15 protein-coding genes are annotated in these 17,610 nt (G+C 65.2%); 9 read left to right on the top strand and 6 right to left on the bottom strand.

Going from position 1 to position 17,610, the window contains the following annotated elements:
* Positions 1–51: 51 nt before the first annotated feature.
* Positions 52–1,500, top strand: a complete 1,449-nt coding sequence (locus NQ036_RS00235) for a hypothetical protein (RefSeq protein ID WP_257056812.1) — start codon at positions 52–54, stop codon at positions 1,498–1,500.
* 74 nt (positions 1,501–1,574) lie between these two features.
* Here the strand turns inward: NQ036_RS00235 and sucB are convergent, their stop codons facing one another.
* The 3 genes from sucB to NQ036_RS00250 form a co-directional block, all read right to left on the bottom strand.
* A complete protein-coding gene (sucB, locus tag NQ036_RS00240) occupies positions 1,575–3,311 on the bottom strand; it encodes a 2-oxoglutarate dehydrogenase, E2 component, dihydrolipoamide succinyltransferase (RefSeq protein WP_257056813.1) in 1,737 nt (578 codons plus the stop codon).
* Between the two features lie 21 nt (positions 3,312–3,332).
* Complete coding sequence (gene lpdA, locus NQ036_RS00245) at positions 3,333–4,724, bottom strand: dihydrolipoyl dehydrogenase (protein ID WP_257046756.1); 1,392 nt, start codon at positions 4,722–4,724, stop codon at positions 3,333–3,335.
* Between the two features lie 136 nt (positions 4,725–4,860).
* Positions 4,861–6,369, bottom strand: a complete 1,509-nt coding sequence (locus NQ036_RS00250; protein WP_257056814.1) for a leucyl aminopeptidase — start codon at positions 6,367–6,369, stop codon at positions 4,861–4,863.
* A 77-nt stretch (positions 6,370–6,446) separates the two neighbouring features.
* Here NQ036_RS00250 and NQ036_RS00255 point away from each other — a divergent pair, with 77 nt between their 5' ends.
* Positions 6,447–7,547, top strand: a complete 1,101-nt coding sequence (locus NQ036_RS00255) for a quinone-dependent dihydroorotate dehydrogenase (protein WP_257056815.1) — start codon at positions 6,447–6,449, stop codon at positions 7,545–7,547.
* Between the two features lie 79 nt (positions 7,548–7,626).
* Here the strand turns inward: NQ036_RS00255 and NQ036_RS00260 are convergent, their stop codons facing one another.
* A complete protein-coding gene (locus tag NQ036_RS00260; RefSeq protein WP_257056816.1) occupies positions 7,627–8,247 on the bottom strand; it encodes a DUF3043 domain-containing protein in 621 nt (206 codons plus the stop codon).
* 20 nt (positions 8,248–8,267) lie between these two features.
* Between NQ036_RS00260 and NQ036_RS00265 the strand changes: the two genes are divergently transcribed.
* The 6 genes from NQ036_RS00265 to NQ036_RS00290 all read left to right on the top strand — a co-directional run bounded on the left by NQ036_RS00265 (position 8,268) and on the right by NQ036_RS00290 (position 13,896).
* Entirely contained in the window at positions 8,268–9,653 is a 1,386-nt protein-coding gene (locus NQ036_RS00265; RefSeq protein ID WP_257056817.1) for a dipeptidase, read from the top strand.
* 90 nt (positions 9,654–9,743) lie between these two features.
* Positions 9,744–10,094 carry an iron-sulfur cluster assembly accessory protein gene (locus NQ036_RS00270; protein WP_257046751.1) on the top strand — a complete coding sequence of 117 codons (351 nt, stop codon included), beginning with the start codon at positions 9,744–9,746 and terminating at the stop codon, positions 10,092–10,094.
* A 26-nt stretch (positions 10,095–10,120) separates the two neighbouring features.
* A complete protein-coding gene (gene aat, locus NQ036_RS00275) occupies positions 10,121–10,753 on the top strand; it encodes a leucyl/phenylalanyl-tRNA--protein transferase (protein ID WP_257056818.1) in 633 nt (210 codons plus the stop codon).
* A gap of 154 nt (positions 10,754–10,907) precedes the next feature.
* Positions 10,908–11,795 (top strand): cytochrome c oxidase subunit II, encoded by an 888-nt coding sequence (gene coxB / locus NQ036_RS00280; protein ID WP_257046749.1) that lies wholly within the window; start codon positions 10,908–10,910, stop codon positions 11,793–11,795.
* Complete coding sequence (ctaD, locus tag NQ036_RS00285) at positions 11,795–13,498, top strand: cytochrome c oxidase subunit I (RefSeq protein WP_257046748.1); 1,704 nt, start codon at positions 11,795–11,797, stop codon at positions 13,496–13,498. The genes coxB and ctaD overlap by 1 nt, the downstream gene beginning before the upstream one ends.
* Positions 13,495–13,896, top strand: a complete 402-nt coding sequence (locus NQ036_RS00290) for a cytochrome c oxidase subunit 4 (protein ID WP_257046747.1) — start codon at positions 13,495–13,497, stop codon at positions 13,894–13,896. The genes ctaD and NQ036_RS00290 overlap by 4 nt, the downstream gene beginning before the upstream one ends.
* A gap of 321 nt (positions 13,897–14,217) precedes the next feature.
* On the opposite strand, the gene NQ036_RS00295 is transcribed toward NQ036_RS00290, so the two are convergent.
* Together NQ036_RS00295 and NQ036_RS00300 are read right to left on the bottom strand one after the other, a co-directional pair.
* Positions 14,218–14,787: a MerR family transcriptional regulator gene (locus tag NQ036_RS00295; protein ID WP_306439884.1), complete on the bottom strand. Its 570-nt coding sequence runs from the start codon at positions 14,785–14,787 to the stop codon at positions 14,218–14,220.
* Positions 14,788–14,977: 190 nt separating this feature from the next.
* On the bottom strand, positions 14,978–15,688 hold the full coding sequence (locus NQ036_RS00300) for a lysophospholipid acyltransferase family protein (protein WP_257046745.1): 711 nt from the start codon (positions 15,686–15,688) through the stop codon (positions 14,978–14,980).
* Between the two features lie 182 nt (positions 15,689–15,870).
* Here NQ036_RS00300 and NQ036_RS00305 point away from each other — a divergent pair, with 182 nt between their 5' ends.
* Positions 15,871–17,610 (top strand): DEDD exonuclease domain-containing protein, encoded by a 1,740-nt coding sequence (locus tag NQ036_RS00305; RefSeq protein ID WP_257056820.1) that lies wholly within the window; start codon positions 15,871–15,873, stop codon positions 17,608–17,610.

Here is a 17,610-nt window from a genome sequence, read left to right on the forward strand (position 1 = left end):
TATCTATTATCAACAAAACGAGATAAACGCTCTTAGCCATTGGAACTGATTATGAACGATGACGAGCAGCAGGAAACAACGGGTGTCCGCGAGGATGACCAGGAAAAATGGACGCTTGTCCATCAGCTGGAGCCCGACCTCTTCCGTGTTGAAGCGGATGGCCGCAGCCGCTGGTTCGTCACCGGCGCCGACGCTCCCGGTGGCGCTTGGACGGGTGCGCGGCCCCGCGTCGCGCGGATGTACGACCCAATTGACGGACAGACGTTAGAGGGCCTGCTGGTGTCCCGCTGTGAAGGCGGGACCCTGCGCATGTATCTGGGTACGGCAGGGCCGCTGAGCGTGTCCCGCTGTCTGTTCCTACTGCACCGGGTGGTCGAGGTGCTCGACGGCGCGCCACCGCCACCTGAGGGGATGAGCAGGGTGCACCTCGATGCCTTCGGCGTGGATGCGAGAGGCGACATCGTGCTCGTCCCCGGGAGGTACGGCTCCGCCGCGGGACGGGATGAGGCATGTGCTCTGGCCCGTCTGGCCGTGGTAGCGCTGAGTGGAGACCTCACCGCCGACATCGGCACCCCGCCCGCTTTGCTGGCACCGGGTATGCCAGACGAACTGGCCGAGTTCCTCAGCGACCTGGCTTACGGCAGCGCCCGCTACGCCACGGACTACGGCCTGGCCACCGAGCGGGTGCGCGAACGTCTCGACGCCTGCGGCCAAGGTGAGCCCCTGCCGTTCATCGCGGCGGAGACCGGCGTGGCCGTCGAACAGGCACGGACGGCGAGCACGCCCGCCATCGGGCCGGGAGCGGAGGCGCTGAGCGCGCGTCGTGCAGGTGTGCGGTCGAGGCCGCACGAAGACGGTCAGGCGGACTCCGTTGCGTTATTGCGGGCCGCACGGGGGAGCCGGCTGGTCCGCCGGTCAGCGGAGCCGTCCGAGGGCCGGATGGGTCGGCGTCGGTCCCGTCGGTCCGGAGGATGGGCAGTCTTGGTGCGGCGTTCGGCCGTACCCGTGCTGGGTGGGGCGTTGCTGCTCGTGGGGGTTGGGATTCTCCTGTCCGGTCCCTGGCATGATGCCGAGAAGATCCCGGCGGTGGGGGAGGCCGGCGGAGCGACTTCATCGGCCGTGGCGGCCGAGTCGGATTCACTGCACGATCCGGAGGAGCCGGTCGGCGCCTGGCGGGCACTGACGCGCTTGCGCGAGGCCGCGTTGGAGACCGGGGATGCTGGGGCGCTGGCAGACCTCAGCGTGCCGAACTCACCTGCGGCTCGGGCTGACGCGCAGACAGACCCGGGGACGCACCGGGGATCCGACGTGCAACTGAGCGTTGAGCCGGGCGCTCCGGAGGTGGTCGGCGCGCAGCGGGTGCGGCTGCGCAGCACCATGGGCGCGAAGGTGACGGGTGCCTCGGGCACGGTGGACTACGGCACGCGCACGGTGTGGGTCGAACTGAGGTTCGCCAACGGCGTCTGGAAGGTCTATTCGGTCCTTGAAGCCGAAGGTTAGTCCAGACGCCGAAGCGGCGGGGCGGAGCGGGATACCCGCTCCGCCCCGCCGCTTCACACGGGGTCGTGGAGTGCTCAGAGGTCCAGATCGGCCTCGAAGTTGCCGTCCTCCAGACGATCCTTGACCGTCTTGAGGAAGCGACCGGCGTCTGCGCCGTCGACCAACTCGTGGTTGTACGTCAACGGCAGGTAGACCATATCGCGCAAGGCGATCGTGTACTCGCCGTCGGCGCCCTTGACCGCCACCGGACGCTTGGTGATGGTGCCGGTGCCCAGGATGCCCACCTGCGGCGAATTGATGATCGGCGTGTCGAACTGCGCGCCGAAGCTGCCGATGTTCGTGATGGTGAAGGTACCACCGGTCAGTTCATCGGGACCGATCTTGTTGTCGCGGGTGCGGGAGGCGACATCGTCGATGGCCTTGGCGATCTCGGCGACGGACAGACCGCCGGCGTTCTTCACAATCGGCACCACCAGACCGCGCGGAGTGTCGACGGCGAAGCCGATGTCCTCGTGGTCGAAGTAGGTGATCTGCTTCGAGGCGACATCGTACTGGGCGTTGACCGCCGGGTGGATCTGCAGTGCCTCGGCGACGGCCTTGGCGAAGAACGGCAGGTAGGTCAGCTTCACGCCGTGCTTGGCCTGGAACTGTGCCTTGTGGGCCGCCCGCAGCTTGGAGACCTTGGTCATGTCGACCTCGGTTACCTGAGTGAGCTGCGCCGTGGTCTGCAGCGACTCGCGCATGCGCTTGGCGATCGTCTGCCGGATCCGCGAGGCCTTCTGCGTGGTGCCGCGCAGCTTCTTGGCCTCCTCCGGGATCTCCAGCTGGAAGGGTGCCCGCGGTGCACCGGTTGCAACCGGCGCGGCGGCGGGCGCCCCGGCGACCGACTGGGCCGCCTGGGCCACAGCAAGCACGTCCTGCTTGCGGATACGTCCACCGACTCCGGTACCCGACACGGTCGACAGGTCGACGCCCTTCTCCTTGGCCAGCTTGCGGACCAGGGGGGTGACGTAGGCGGAGACATCCGAGCTGGCCACGGTCTGTGCAATCGAGGGCGCGGGTGCGGCGGCGGGTGCCGGAGCGGGCTCCGGTGCCGGCGTCGGCTCAGCGGCGGCCTGTGGTGCGGGCTCAGGCTCGGGTGCCGGTGCCGGTGCCGGTTCGGGCTCAGGCTCGGGTGCCGGTGCAGCGGGCGCTGCAGCCGGGGCACCGGAGCCGACGAGGGCCAGCGCTCCGCCGACCTCGACTTCGTCATCCTCTTCGGCCAGGTGCTGGAGCACTGTTCCGGCGACGGGGCTGGGAATCTCGGTATCGACCTTGTCCGTCGAGACCTCGAGCAGCGGCTCATCGACGTCGACGTGTTCGCCGACCTCCTTCAGCCAGCGGGTCACGGTGCCCTCGGTGACCGACTCGCCCAGCGCGGGCATCACGACGGTCTCGGAGTCGCCGGAATCACCGGATGCGGTCGGTGCTGCGGATTCCGCGGCGGCCGGGGCCGGTTCGGGTTCCGGAGCAGGTTCGGGTTCCGGCTCGGCGGCCTGCGGTGCAGCGGCGGCGGGTGCCTCTGAGGCGCCGGTGCCATCGCCGATGACCGCTAGGTCGCCGCCGATCTCGACTTCGTCGTCCTCATCGGCCAGGATCTTCTCGACGACGCCGGCGTACGGGCTGGGAATCTCGGTATCGACCTTGTCCGTCGAGACCTCGAGCAGCGGCTCGTCGACGTCGACGTGTTCGCCGACCTCCTTCAGCCAGCGGGTCACGGTACCTTCGGTGACCGACTCACCGAGGGCCGGCATCTGTACGGTATTTGACATGGTTTACGTCTCCCTCGTGGGTCAGTTGTGGAAGTGGAGCGGCTTGCCGGCCAGGGCCAGGAAGGCCTCGCCCAGTGCTTCGTTCTGCGTCGGATGCGCGTGGATGAGCTGCGCTACCTCTTCGGGGTAGGCCTCCCAGTTCACGACGAGCTGTGCCTCGCCGGCCTGCTCGCTGAGGCGCGCGCCGATCCCGGTGACGCCAACGACGGGGCCGTTCTTGACGCGGATCGCCTTGATGAAGCCCGTGGTCTTCAGGATCGCGGACTTGGCATTGCCGCCCAGCGGGAACTTCACGGATTCGATGTTGTCCGCGCCGTACTCCTCCTTGGCCTTCTTCTCGGTCAGGCCGACGGAGAAGATCTCCGGATCGGTGTAGGTCACGCGCGGGATGCCGGATTCCACGGGTACCACCGGGTTGAGGCCGGCGATCTCCTCGGCGACGAACATGCCCTGGGCGAAGGAACGGTGTGCCAGCTGCAGGCCGGGGACGATGTCGCCGACGGCCCAGATGTTGCCCACACCGGTGTGGAACCGGTCGTTCGTGATGACGAAACCGCGGTCCATGGTGATGCCCTGCTCTTCGAAGCCGAACCCCGCGGTCACGGGACCGCGGCCCACGGCTACCAGCAGCACCTCGGCCTCGAGGCTGGTGCCGTCGGCCAGCGTTACGTGCACTCCGTCCGCGTCCTGCTCGACACCGTCGAAGAATACTCCGGTCTTGAAGTTGATCTTGCGCTTCTTGAATGCACGTTCGAGGGCCTTGGAGATGTCCTCGTCCTCATTGGCCGCCAGATGGGGCAGACCCTCGACGATGGTCACATCCGCGCCGAAGGAGTTCCAGATGCTGGCGAACTCGATGCCGATCACGCCGCCGCCGAGGACGATGGCCGACTTGGGCACGCGGTTGAACTTGAGCGCCTCGGTGCTGGTGAGCACGCGGTCGCGGATCTCGATGCCCAGGGTCTTGGAGGTCGAGCCGGTGGCCAGGACGATATTCGCGCCCTTGACGTCGATCACGCCGTCATCGGTGGTCACCCGCACGGTGTCCTGCGACACGAGCTTGCCCTCACCGGAGATGGTGTCGATGCCGGCGACCTTCACCAGGCCGGACAGGCCCTTGTAATTGCCGTCGATGATGCCCTGTTTGAACTTCAGGACACCGTCCATGTCGATGCCGCCCAGATCGGCCTGGATGCCGAAGGCCGCGGCGTCACGGACGGTGTCTGCGACCTCGGCCGCGTGCAACAGGGCCTTGGTCGGAACGCAACCACGGTGCAGGCATGTACCGCCCACCTTGTCGCGTTCGATCAGTGCGACCTTCATATCCAGCTGGGCAGCACGCAGTGCTGTCGCGTATCCGCCCGTGCCACCACCCAAGATGACGAGATCGTAGGTGTTGTCGGAATCGCTCACGAATTTCTCCTCTTATAAGAGTTGACTTCGGACCGCCAAGCGCGGTTTGTCACTAGTGTTCCATTCATCGCCGCACCGGTGGGACCCGGGCGCCGTGTTCCGCGCGTGAGATCGGAGGAATGGTTACGTTCCAATGTTATTCTTCTGCGTCCGTCGTACTCAATCCACGAGCCACTTCGATCAGTGTGCGGACGGGCACACCGGTGCCCTCCTTGGGGGTGTATCCCCAGGCGCCGTGGCCGTTGAAGGCGGGACCGGCCACATCGATGTGCGCCCAGGCCTGCTCGGATGTGACGAGTTCCCCGAGGAAGACGCCGGCCAGGAGCATGCCCCCGGGGCGTGGTCCGGCGTTCTTGAGGTCGGCGGTGTGGGAGTCGAGGCCCCTGCGCAGTTCCTCGGGCAGTGGCATGGGCCAGACGGGTTCGCCGGCTGCTTGGCCGGCCAGGACGACACGGTTGCGTGCACCCGTGGTTCCCATCACGCCGGAGGTGCGTTCTCCGAGGGCGACGATCTGGGCGCCGGTGAGGGTCGCGACGTCGATGACCAGATCCGGATCCTCCTCCTGCGCGGCCACCAGGCCGTCGGCGAGGACCAGGCGTCCCTCGGCATCGGTGTTCGTCACCTCGACGGTGGTCCCGCCGTACATCTTGAGGACATCAGACGGGCGCTGGGCGGATCCGCCCGGCATGTTCTCGGCCAGTGCCAACCAAGCGGTGACTCGGACCGGTAGCTGGAGATCGGCGATTGCGAACAGGGCCTGACCGACGGCGGCGGCGCCGGCCATATCCGACTTCATCTCCTCCATCGAAGCCGGCGGCTTGAGTGACAGTCCGCCGGAATCGAAGGTGATGCCCTTGCCCACCAGGGCCATGTGCTTGAGTGCCTTCTTGGGGGAGTACTCGAGCTTGACCAGGCGGGGTCCGCGCGGGGACCCCTGACCCACTCCGGTCAGTCCGCCGAAGCCGCGTTCGCGCAGAGCCTTGTCGTCGATCACCGTGACCTTGAGGCGTCGTTCTTTGGCCTGCGTCGCGAATTCCTGGGCCATGGACTCCGGGTACAGATCGGCGGGCGGCTGGTTGACCAGATCACGGGTGCGGTTGACGGCCTGGGCGATGAATCCGGCATTGCGGACGGCAGCGCCGTGGTCCTCGACCGTCAACATGGTGAGCGCACCGGGTTCGGTGGCGGAGGCGGATTTGTAGGAGTCATAGGTGTAGGCGCCCAGCAGCGCTCCGGTGGCCACCGCCTCGGCAGCGGAATCGTCGGTGGTCGGCAGGGCCAGGGCCACGGAATGTCGCCGCTCGACCGTGCGCAGGGCAGTACCGGCGGCCCGCCGCAGCGCCTCGCGCGCGGCTTCGGAGGTCTCGGCGTCCTCGAGCAGATCGGCGGTGAAGTCGCCCAGCCCCACCAGCAGTACGGCGCGGGCCTTGAAACCGGCCGGCGCGGGCAGCATGACGGTGGCCATGCTGGACCCGGTGAAGCCCACTGCCTGTGCCGCGTCGGCCAGGGCCAGGAGCTGGCTTGCCTCGAGGCGGGTTCCCGAACCCTCGGGCCCCGATTCGGTGAATCCGACGACCAGAACGTCGGCGGGGACGTCCTGTGGTCTTGTGGTGTTGGGCGTGAGCGCGCGGAGGGCGTTGGCCATGACGGTCCTTTCCTAGGGCAGTGGTTCCCGGACATCGTATCGTGGGTCTCCTGCGCCGGATCGGAGCGGAGGCCGATATGCTGAAGCGCGTGTATCGCCTTATCTACAATGCCGTCCTCAGACACATCGATGCTGAGCGGATTCATCATCTGAGCTTCTCCGCCCTCAAAGCGATCGACGCGGCGCCCTGCGGTGGTCGTCTCATGGACCTGGCCTTCGGCAACCGGGCACATCCCGGCTCCCGCGCCACCGTCATGGGGCTGGACTTCCCCAATCGGGTGGGCCTGGCCGCGGGCTTCGACAAAGAGGCAACTGGCGTGCGGGCCATCTCCCGGATGGGCTTCGGCCATGTCGAAGTGGGGACCATCACCGCCGAAGGGCAACCGGGCAATCCGCGTCCGCGCCTGTTCCGACTGCTGTCCAAACACGCGATCCTCAACAGGATGGGGTTCAATAACGCCGGGGCCGTGGCCGTGGCCGGTTGGCTGCGCGAACAGCGGGAACTGTTGGCGGAACTGCCACAGGGAAAGCGGCCGGTGATCGGAGTCAACATCGGCAAGACGAAGGTGGTCCCGGCCGCCGAGGCCGTTGCCGACTACCGTGCCAGCACCAGGGTGCTCGCGCCCCTGGCCGACTACCTTGTCATCAACGTCTCCTCCCCGAATACTCCGGGGCTGCGCGACCTGCAGGCCGTCGAATCCCTGCGGCCGATCATCACCGCGGTGCAGGAAGAGGCCGAGGCGGTCGTACGGGAGCCGCGCTCGACCCTGGGCCATGTGCCTCTCGTGGTGAAGATCGCACCCGACCTGGGCGATGAGGACGTCGAAGATGTCGCTCGGATGTGCGTGGCCGCCGGCGTCGACGGAATCATCTGCACGAATACGACCATCGATCGCGATGTGGTTGATGGTGCTGATCGCGAGTTCGCGCAGTCACAGGCCGGCGGCATCTCCGGTCCGCCGGTCGCCGAACGCTCCTTCGAGGTGCTGCGTCTGGTGCGCCGGACGGTTGGAAGCGCACTGACCATCATCAGCGTCGGCGGAGTGACATCACCTGCTGACGCACGGGCCCGGCTGGGCGCCGGCGCAGATCTGGTGCAGGGCTATACCGGTCTGATCTACGAGGGTCCGTGGTGGCCGGGACGGCTGGTGCGCGGGTTGGCCCGCTCACGGGTCTGAGGAGAACGAGGGGGCCGGTTCCGAAGAATCGGAACCGGCCCTTCATGACGGCCTCTACCGGCCGGGACGACTCCGGCTATTACTCCGGGTACTGGCGACGTTTGACCTGCGGCTTGGGCATGCGCAGGGGGCGCAGCTGAATGGCGCGCATCACCGCGTACCAGGTGGTGCCGCGCTGGATCTTGTCCTTGCCACCGAACTTGACGGCCATCCGGCCCTTGAGTTGATAGTTCAGGACGAACGAGTCGAGGATCAACAGGGCGAAAAGCGCATAGACGACGATCGTCGCGTAGACCTGGACCGTCTGGTTGGTCAGGAAGCCGATGATGAGGACCACCACGGCCACCGGGATCAGCAGCTCGCCGATCGAGTACCGCGCGTCGATGAAATCACGGACGTAGCGGCGCTGTGGGCCCGCATCGCGGGCCGTGAGGTAGCGTTCGTCTCCGTTCATCAGGCCGAGGCGGGCATCCTCGCGCTGCTTGCGCATCTCCTCCTTTGACGCCTTGTCCGCGGCCTTGCGGTCCTCTGGCACCAGGGGACGGCGGTTGGCCGCCTGCTGCTGGCTGCGCTTGGGCGTGGGGCGGTTCTTCTTCTGCTCCGCGGGGTTCCCCTGTGGAGCGTCCTGCGCCGGCGTTGCGGCAGGTCCGGCGGTCACGCCGGGGACTTCGTCTTGACTCTTCTTATTGCGTCCGAACACGATGCCCATAGTATCGGACTATGACACACAGCGATTTCACGTCCCCTGAACTGACCGCGGACACACTCCACACCGAACTGGGGCGACTCATGCCCGAGGTGATCGAGCGGTGGCGCACCCTGGTCGCCATCCCCTCGATTGCCTGGCCCAGCTATCCGGCGCAGGAAGTGCGTCGCAGTGCGGAGCAGGTGGCCGACTTCGCGCGCAGGGTCGGATTCGAGACGGTCGAGGTGCTGACCGCGGCGCGTCCCGACGGCACCGAGGGCTATCCCGCCGTCATCGCGCGCAAGCCCGCTACGGCGGGAAGACCGACGATCGTGCTCTACGGCCACCACGACGTGCAGCCGGTCGGTGACGAATCCCTCTGGGACACCCCACCGTTCGAACTGACCCAGCGCGGGGACCGCGTGTTCGGTCGAGGCGCTTCGGATGACAAAGCCGGTGTCATGGTTCATCTGACAGCGCTCGAACTGCTGGGTGACCGGTTGGGCGTCGGCGTCACGATGTTCATCGAGGGCGAGGAGGAAGCCGGGTCCCCGAGTTTCTCCGACTTCATCCACCGCTATCGTGACAGGCTGGCCGGCGATGTGATCGTCGTCGCCGACTCCGGCAACTGGGCTCCCGGCGAGCCCGCGCTGACGGCGAGCCTGCGCGGGATGGTCGCCCTGGAATTCACCGTGCGCACGCTGGACCATGCCGTGCATTCGGGAATGTACGGTGGCCTGGTGCCAGACGCCGGCCTCGCACTGACCCGACTGCTGGCATCCTTGCACACGGCGGACGGCTCGGTCGCTGTCGCCGGTCTGGTGTCGAACACCACCGGGGGAGTGGAATACGCAGAGGACGTGCTGCGCGCGGATTCGGGAATTCTGCCCACATCCGAGTTCATCGGCCACGGTCCATTGTCCAGCCGGGTGTGGAATCAGCCCAGCCTGACGGTGATCGGTGTCGACCTGCCCAGCGTCGACCACTCGTCGAACACCCTGCAGCCGGCTGCCAGGGCCAAGGTGTCGATGCGTCTGGCGCCCGGGCAGGATCCTCAGGCGGCTCTGGCGGCTCTCAAAGAACACTTGCGCGCCAATGTGTCCTTCGGAGCACAGGTGGAATTCGGGGCGGCGGAGGCGGGCAGCCCGTGGAGTGCCGATCCGCACGACCCCGTGGTTGAAACGGCCCATGCCGCGCTCAGTGAGGGCTTCGGACACCCCAGTGTCGCCATGGGCCTGGGCGGGTCCATTCCGTTCATCGCGGATCTGCTCGAGGTATTCCCCTCGGCCTCGATCCTGGTCACCGGAGTCGAGGACCCCGATTCGCGGGCGCACAGTGCCAACGAGTCGCAGTATCTTCCCGATCTGCGCAATGCAATCGTCTCCGAGGCCCTGTTGCTGGACAAACTCGCGCGGGGCTGAGCCGAGGGGGAATAACGGGGAAACGCCGTCGGTTACGGTATATGCTCGTCCCAGCAGCGGGGCATCGCTGAGAGTCTGCTAAGGAGAATTATGACCGTCACGACTGAAATGCCGACCCACGAAGTCGAGCTGTCGGCGCCCGCCGCGGGCAAAGTCCGCAGCCTGCTGGAGCAGGAAGGGCGAACGGATCTGCGGCTGCGCGTCGCGGTGCAGCCCGGTGGCTGCTCCGGATTGATCTATCAGCTGTACTTCGACGAGCGACTGCTCGACGGGGATGCGGTACGCGACTTCGACGGGGTCGAGGTCGTCGTGGACAAGATGAGCGTTCCGTACCTCAACGGTTCGACCATCGACTTCGCCGACACCATCGAGAAGCAGGGCTTCACGATCGACAACCCGAATGCCCAGGGCTCCTGCGCCTGTGGCGATTCGTTCCACTGAGCCCCACGGACTCGGGAGGCGAATACATGGACCTGGGGGAGGTCAGCGCGGTTACGCCGGCGTTGACCATCCCCCAGGTCCTTCGTGCTTATCGGACGGGGATGTTCCCGATGGGCCTTGGCGAGAGGGGAGCGGCGCCCTATGGCTGGTGGTCTCCACATATGCGCGGGGTCTTGGAACCGGGACGTCTAAAGATTACAAAAAGTTTGCGGAAATCAGTTCGGCGTTTCTCGTGGAGTTGCGACCTGGATTTCGACGGAGTCATCCGAGGATGTGCCGACCCACGGCGCGAAGGCGCATGGATCGACGAGGAGATCATCGCGATCTACTCGAGCCTTCACTCCAAGGGCATCGCACATTCGATCGAGGTGTGGGAGGACCAGCGGCTGGTCGGAGGACTATACGGCCTGGCTCTGGGCTCCTTGTTCGCGGGGGAGTCGATGTTTCATCGGGCGACGGACGCCTCGAAGGTGGCCCTGGTTCACTTGGTCGAGCTGCTCGACGGGGTGGCGTCGGGACGGCCGTGGCTGATCGACACTCAGTGGTCTACACCGCATTTAGCGACGCTCGGTGTATCGGAAATCCCCCGGCTCGAATATGAGCGCAGACTGCCCGCCCTGCTCGGCGGCATTCATTCGCAGGGTTTTCTCAAGAACTGAACAGCCCGGTATGAATTTCTACCCCGTGTAGCGGTAAGGTAGACACGACAAAAGTAGTTATTGGTACGTAGGCTCATCGCCCGCTGCGAAACCCACTCGGATTCGCCTCGATCGCGGTTGGTGAACCTGCCGAATCAGTTGTGAAAGGCTGCACGTGGATTCTCCGAATCAGCCAGCACGTGGGAGGGCAGCGACCTGGGCCAAGCGGCTTGGCCTGGTCGGGGTGCTCTCCGGCGCTGTGCTCCTCTCAGGATGTTCCAAGGAGGAACTCAAAATCGGGTTCATGCCCCTCGATTCCGTGGGCGCCACGAACCACACGGAGGCATATACCCATCTGTGGGTCGGCGGCTGGATCGCCGCCCTGCTCGTCGGCCTCGTTACCTGGGGTCTGATGCTCTTCTGCCTCATCGCCTACCGTCGGCGCAAGCACGACCGTGGCCTGCCGGTGCAGATGGGGTACAACATGCCCATCGAAATCTTCTACACGATCGTCCCGATCATCTTGGTTGTCGGATTCTTCGGTCAGACGGTTCACACGCTGAACCAGACGACTGAGGACAAGACCCCCGGCGAACAGAAGATCGAGGTCGTCGGCAAGCAGTGGGCGTGGGACTTCAACTACGTCACGGAGGACGCTTACTACGCCGGTGTCCAGGCGAACCTGGACGGCACGGAGAAGCCCGGTAAGAACGCTCCCACGCTGTACCTGCCGGCCAATACGAACCTCGAGATCGAGCTGCGCTCCCGCGATGTCATCCACTCGTTCTGGGTGCCGGCATTCCTGGAGAAGCGGGACATGATCCCCGGCCAGCCCAATACCCTGCACCTCAAGGCCCTCAAAGAGGGCGAGTACATGGGTAAGTGCGCCGAACTGTGCGGCGAATTCCACTCGGAGATGCTCTTCAACGTGAAGGTCGTGTCGATGGAGGAGTTCAAGGCCCAGACCAAGCAGCTGCGCGATTCCGGTAACAAGGGCCAGCTCGGCGACGACCTGGACCGTACCGAATGGCACAAGAACCCGTACGAGGAGGGTGAGAAGTAATGACGGCGGTTGCCAATGAACCGATTACCGTCGCGGCCGGGCCCAAACAGCCCAAGAGCCTCGGCAAGGTGATCGTCAGCTGGATCACCTCCACTGACCACAAGACCATCGGGTACATGTACCTGATCGCGTCCTTCCTGTTCTTCTGCATCGGCGGCGTGATGGCGCTGCTGATCCGCCTGGAGCTGTTCGAACCGGGCATGCAGATCATCGAGACCAAGGAACAGTACAACCAGCTGTTCACGATGCACGGCACGATCATGCTGCTGATGTTCGCGACGCCGTTGTTCTCCGGCTTCGCCAATGTTCTGATGCCGCTGCAGATCGGGGCGCCCGATGTCGCCTTCCCGCGACTGAATGCCTTCGCCTTCTGGCTGTACCTGTTCGGTTCGCTCATCGCCTGCGCGGGCTTCCTGACCCCGCAGGGCGCCGCCGGCTTCGGCTGGACGGCCTACGCCCCGCTGAGTAACACGACGTACACGCCGGGCATCGGCGGACACCTCTGGGTGATGGGCCTGGCCTTCCAGGGCTTCGGTACCATCATGGGCGCGGTGAACTTCATCACCACGATCATCACCCTGCGCGCTCCGGGTATGACCATGTTCCGGATGTCGATCTTCACCTGGAACACCCTGATCACCGGTGTCCTGATCCTGATGGCGTTCCCGCCCCTGGCCGCAGCCCTTCTGGCGCTGGGAGCCGACCGAATATTGGGTGCGCATGTGTTCAGTCCGGAGAACGGCGGGCCCATTCTGTTCCAGCACCTGTTCTGGTTCTTCGGGCACCCGGAGGTCTATGTCATCGCCCTGCCGTTCTTCGGCATCGTTTCCGAGATCTTCCCGGCGTTCTCCCGTAAGCCCGTGTTCGGCTACAAGATGCTGGTTTACGCGACGATCGCGATTGCGGCCCTGTCCGTGACCGTGTGGGCACACCACATGTACGTCACCGGTGCGGTGCTCTTGCCGTTCTTCGCCTTTATGACGATGCTGATCGCGGTGCCGACGGGTGTGAAGATCTTCAACTGGATCTTCACCCTGTGGAAGGGATCGATCACCTTCGAGACCCCGATGCTGTGGTCGTTGGGCTTCCTGGTCAGCTTCGTCTTCGGCGGTCTGACCGGTGTCATCCTGGCCTCTCCTGCGCTGGACCAGCACATGTCCGACAGCTACTTCGTCGTGGCCCACTTCCACTACGTGATCTTCGGTACCGTCGTATTCGCGATGTTCGCGGGCTTCTACTTCTGGTGGCCCAAGTGGACCGGCAAGATGCTGAGCGAGCGCCTGGGCAAGATCCATTTCTGGATCCTGTTCATCGGCTTCCACGCGACCTTCCTGGTGCAGCATTGGCTGGGTGTTATGGGTATGCCGCGGCGTTACGCCGACTACCTGCCGCAGGACGGCTTCACCGTTCTCAACCAGGTGTCGACGATTGGTTCGCTGATTCTGGGCCTGTCGATGATTCCGTTCTTCTTGAACGTCTGGATCACCGCACGCAAGGCACCCAAGGTCACCGTGGACGATCCGTGGGGCTACGGCAGCTCGCTCGAATGGGCGACCTCCTGCCCGCCCCCGCGCCACAACTTCAACTCGCTGCCCCGGATTCGCTCCGAACGCCCCGCGTTCGACGCGAACCACCCGGAGCTACTGGAGCTGGCGGGGCACCCGGCGGATGCCTACTCCCTGCCTGAGAGGAGCACCAAGTGAAGTTCACAGCATGGCTGTTCGGCGCTTCGATCTTCTTCTTCCTGCCGGTCGCCCTGGTCTACGGCATTCTGACGGATTTCAAGGAGCTCGTGGGCTTTCCCGCGATCGCCCTGGTCGGTCTGATGTGCCTGATGATCGGCGGCTATGTGGGCCTGCATCACAGGACCACCGGTGATATCGCCTCGGATAACGAACAGGGCGAGATCGCCGATGAGGCCTACGAGTACGGCTTCTACAGCCCCTGGAGCTGGTGGCCGCTGGTCGTCGCCATCGGCGGCGCCATCACCTTCATGGGTGTTGCGGTCGGCTGGTGGATCGTGCCCTTCGGTGCACTGATCCTCTCGGTCGGTGTGGTCGGTCTGGTCTTCGAGTACGATCGCGGCAAGCACGCTCACTGATCGGATTCCCGGTTGCCGCGCCCCGGTCCTCCACATCATGTGGAGGACCGGGGCGCGGTGCATTCAGCGGCTTCCTGCGGGCAGGCCGGCGAGGTGGATGGGCTTCTCGGAAGTAACCCACCGGGTTCGGTGAGCCACTGGCGGTCCGTGCAGCGGGCGGTGGCGGGTGCCGGGGGCTGTGGGCGCACGGACTCTCGGGTCCCGCGGATATAGCGTTCTGACATAGCGAAAGGGGCGGGTGCTCAAACTCAGTTTGAGCACCCGCCCCTTTCGCGGTCCCTCCCGGGGAAGTATGTCCTGACCTGTGGCCTGTTACCGCGGCTAGCGTGCCCTGCGGGCGGCGCGCCGGGCCGCGAGCTCGTCCATGGGCGCCGGTGAGGTGGTCCGGCCTGAAGCGTCTAGGGGACGCTCGCTGGGAAGCTCGGAAAGCTTGCCCTCGACCTCACGCCAAACGCGCCCGACGGCGATGCCGAAGACGCCCTGCCCGCCCTGGATGAGGTCGATGACCTCGTCTGCGGATGTGCACTCGAAAACACTGGCGCCATCACTCATCAGCGTGATCTGGGCGAGTTCCTCGATGCCGTGTTCGCGGAGATGACTAATGGCCACGCGGATCTGGTTGAGTGCAACACCGGTATCGACCAGACGTTTGACTACCTTGAGCACCAATACGTCACGAAAACCGTAGAGACGCTGCGTGCCCGAGCCGTCGGCTTCTTGAATGGAGGGTGCGACGAGGTCGGTACGGGCCCAATAGTCGAGTTGCCGATAGGTGATGCCCACGACTCTGCACACAGTGGGCCCACGGTAGCCGGCCTGCTCGTCGAGGGCGGGTAGATCTTCGTCGAAGAGCAGGCCCTGTGCCGCACGTGGCACGGGACTCGGCTCCATCGAATCAAAACTTGAGCGGTTCACACCGACTCCTCCTTACTACCCACCGGGAAGTGAGGTGCCCTCGCACATCTGGTCCGGGTACCGCCCGGCGCGCCGAGGGGCACCCGGGGCTGATAACTGAAACCAATCTATGCTCAAGTCCGGGCGCACTCAAGGATCTGGGCCGGAAGAATTCGGCGTGTCGCGCTCACTGGGAGTCTTTGGGCCTGTTCCGTGATTCGGTTAGCAATCGGGTCTTGACGCTGGAGGCGTAGGAGTCGACGTATTGCTGGCCGGAAAGGCGGAGGATCTCGTACATGATCTCATCGGTGATGGAGCGCAGGAGGAAGCGATCCTCGCTCATCTCGGTGTACTTGGAGAAGTCGAGTGGTTCGCCGAAGATGATACCCACCCGGCGCAGGCGGGGGATGAGTCTGCCCTGGGGTTGGATCTTGTCGCTTCCGACTATGGCGACGGGGATGACGGGGACCTGGGCTTCGACGACCAGGCGGGCGACACCGGTCCTGCCGCGGTAGAGCTTGCCGTCCGGGCTGCGTGTGCCCTCAGGGTAGATGCCCAGCAGGTTGCCCGAACCCAGAACCTTCAATCCCGCGTTCAAGGAGGCCTCAGAGGCCGAGCCGCCGGAGCGGTCCATGGGTAGTTGATTCGTCGCCAGGAAGAACCAGCGGGTCAAGCGGCCCTTGATCCCGCGGCCGTTGAAATAGTCCTGTTTGGCCAGGTAGACCACCGGACGGGGGGCGACCAGAGGGGTGAAGATCGAATCCATGAACGACAGGTGGTTGCCGGCGAGGATAGCGGGGCCGGAGTCGGGGATGTTCTCGACTCCGCGGACCCAGGGCCGGAAGAGTATCCGCAACAATGGGCCGACAAGAATCCTCTTCAACAACCAGTAGAACACTCAGTACCTCTCAGGGGTCCCCGGCGCCGGGGCACCGCGCTCATCACGATATCGGGCCTGCCGGCAAAGGCGGCCCAGACCCACTATAAACGGTGGGGGCCGTTGTAGTGTGTGCGCCGGGGCCGCGCGAAACGGTCACGATGCCGCCGGCTGTGTCAGGGGCCCGCGGCACAATGGGGGATATGAGTGGTTCGCAGCGCAAGCAGTTCACCCCTGCATTCGAGCGTCCGGAGGATAAACGGTCGGGGCAGCTGGATCTCAGGTCGCTGGGCACACGATTCTCCGATGCCGCCTTCACCGTGGTGGACTTGGAGACAACCGGGACCCTGGGGGCGCGCGACGAGATTACGGAGATCGGTGCGGTACGCGTTCGGGCCAGGCGAGTCGAGGAGGAATTCTCGACGCTCGTGCGTCCTCGTCGGGCCGTGATCAGCCCGTTCGTTCAGAACCTGACCGGGATCTCCAATTCGATGGTCCAGAACGCGCCGTACCTGGACGCGGTTCTACCGGAATTTCTCGAATTCTCCCGCGGCAGCGTATTCGTCGCCCACAATGCGCCCTTCGATATCGGTTTTCTGCGGCGGGCATGCCGCGAGCTGGACTATCCCTGGCCGGAGCCGCTTGTGTTGGACACCGTCAGACTTGCCAGACAGGTGGTGCCACGTCCCGAGGTGCGCAATCACAAGTTGGGGACCCTGGCGGGTTTTTTCGGTACCGAGGTCTCGCCGAGTCACAGGGCGCTCGACGACGCTGCCGCAACCGCCGAGATCCTCTACCACCTGTTCGACCGGTACCGCGCCGCAGGGATCGACACACTCGAGGAATTGAAAGCGCTCAAGCCAGTGGGTACCGGGCGCCGGGCGGAGAAACGCCATTTGGCCCATGACGTGCCGGCCCGGCCGGGTGTCTATATGTTCGTCGACGCGGCAGATCGGGTCCTGTATGTCGGGACGAGTCGCAACATGCATGCGCGGGTACAGCAGTACTTCACCGTTTCCGAAACGCGGGGACGGATGGTCGAGATGATCGCAGCCGCCGTTCGGGTGCAGACCATCGTGTGTGATTCGATCATCGAGGCCCAGGTGCGTGAGGTCCGACTGATCGGCGAACTGGCCCCACCATACAATCGGGCATCGAAGCATCCGGACCGACTCACCTGGGTCAGGCTGACGGCGGAGGCCTATCCCCGCCTGTCACTGACCCGACGGGATCCGGGCCCGGATGTGACGGCACTGGGGCCCTTCAGGAGCAATCGCGGGGCGGCCGGGGTCAAACACCTGTTGGAACGGATTTACCCGCTCAAGACCTGCACAACCAGGGTCCCCCGTGGGGCGGAGTTCCATGACTTCCGCGGGTGCCCTGCTGGGGAGATCGGTGGTTGTGCTGGGCCGTGTGCAGGAGACTTCGATGTGGCGGACTACACCGCCGGTCTGGCGGATCTGATCGAGTTGGGGCGGGGACGGCCGGTGGACTTCGTCGGCCGGTTGCGCGTGCGCCTGGCAGAACTAGCGGGGGACCAGCGCTACGAGGCAGCGGCGACTGCACGCGATGCGGGGCTACGCGTCCTCCGGTCCGCGGCCGGGAACGAGTCCCGGGCGCAATTGGAGGGCCTTCCGGAAGTGCTGGCGGCCCAGCCGGTGGCAGCCGGCGGATTCGACGTGGCGATCCTCAGGTACGGCCGGTTGGCCGGTAGTGCCCACGTCGACCGACTCGAGCAGTTGGAACAGGCGGGCCGGGTGCTGCGCCTGACGGGCGAATACGTTTCCGAACAGCCGGGGACCCTGCGGGCGGAGACTGGCCTGTTGCTGGATTGGCTGGGTAACGGCGAAACCCGATTCATCATGGGCGATCTTTCGTGGACCTGTCCACTGCAGGGCGCCCAGGCCCAGGCGGCGGCCTTCACCGTGCGCCCGGGCCAGTAG

Source organism: Brevibacterium sp. 91QC2O2 (assembly GCF_024580695.1).
GTDB classification, from domain to species: Bacteria; Actinomycetota; Actinomycetes; order Actinomycetales; family Brevibacteriaceae; genus Brevibacterium; species Brevibacterium moorei.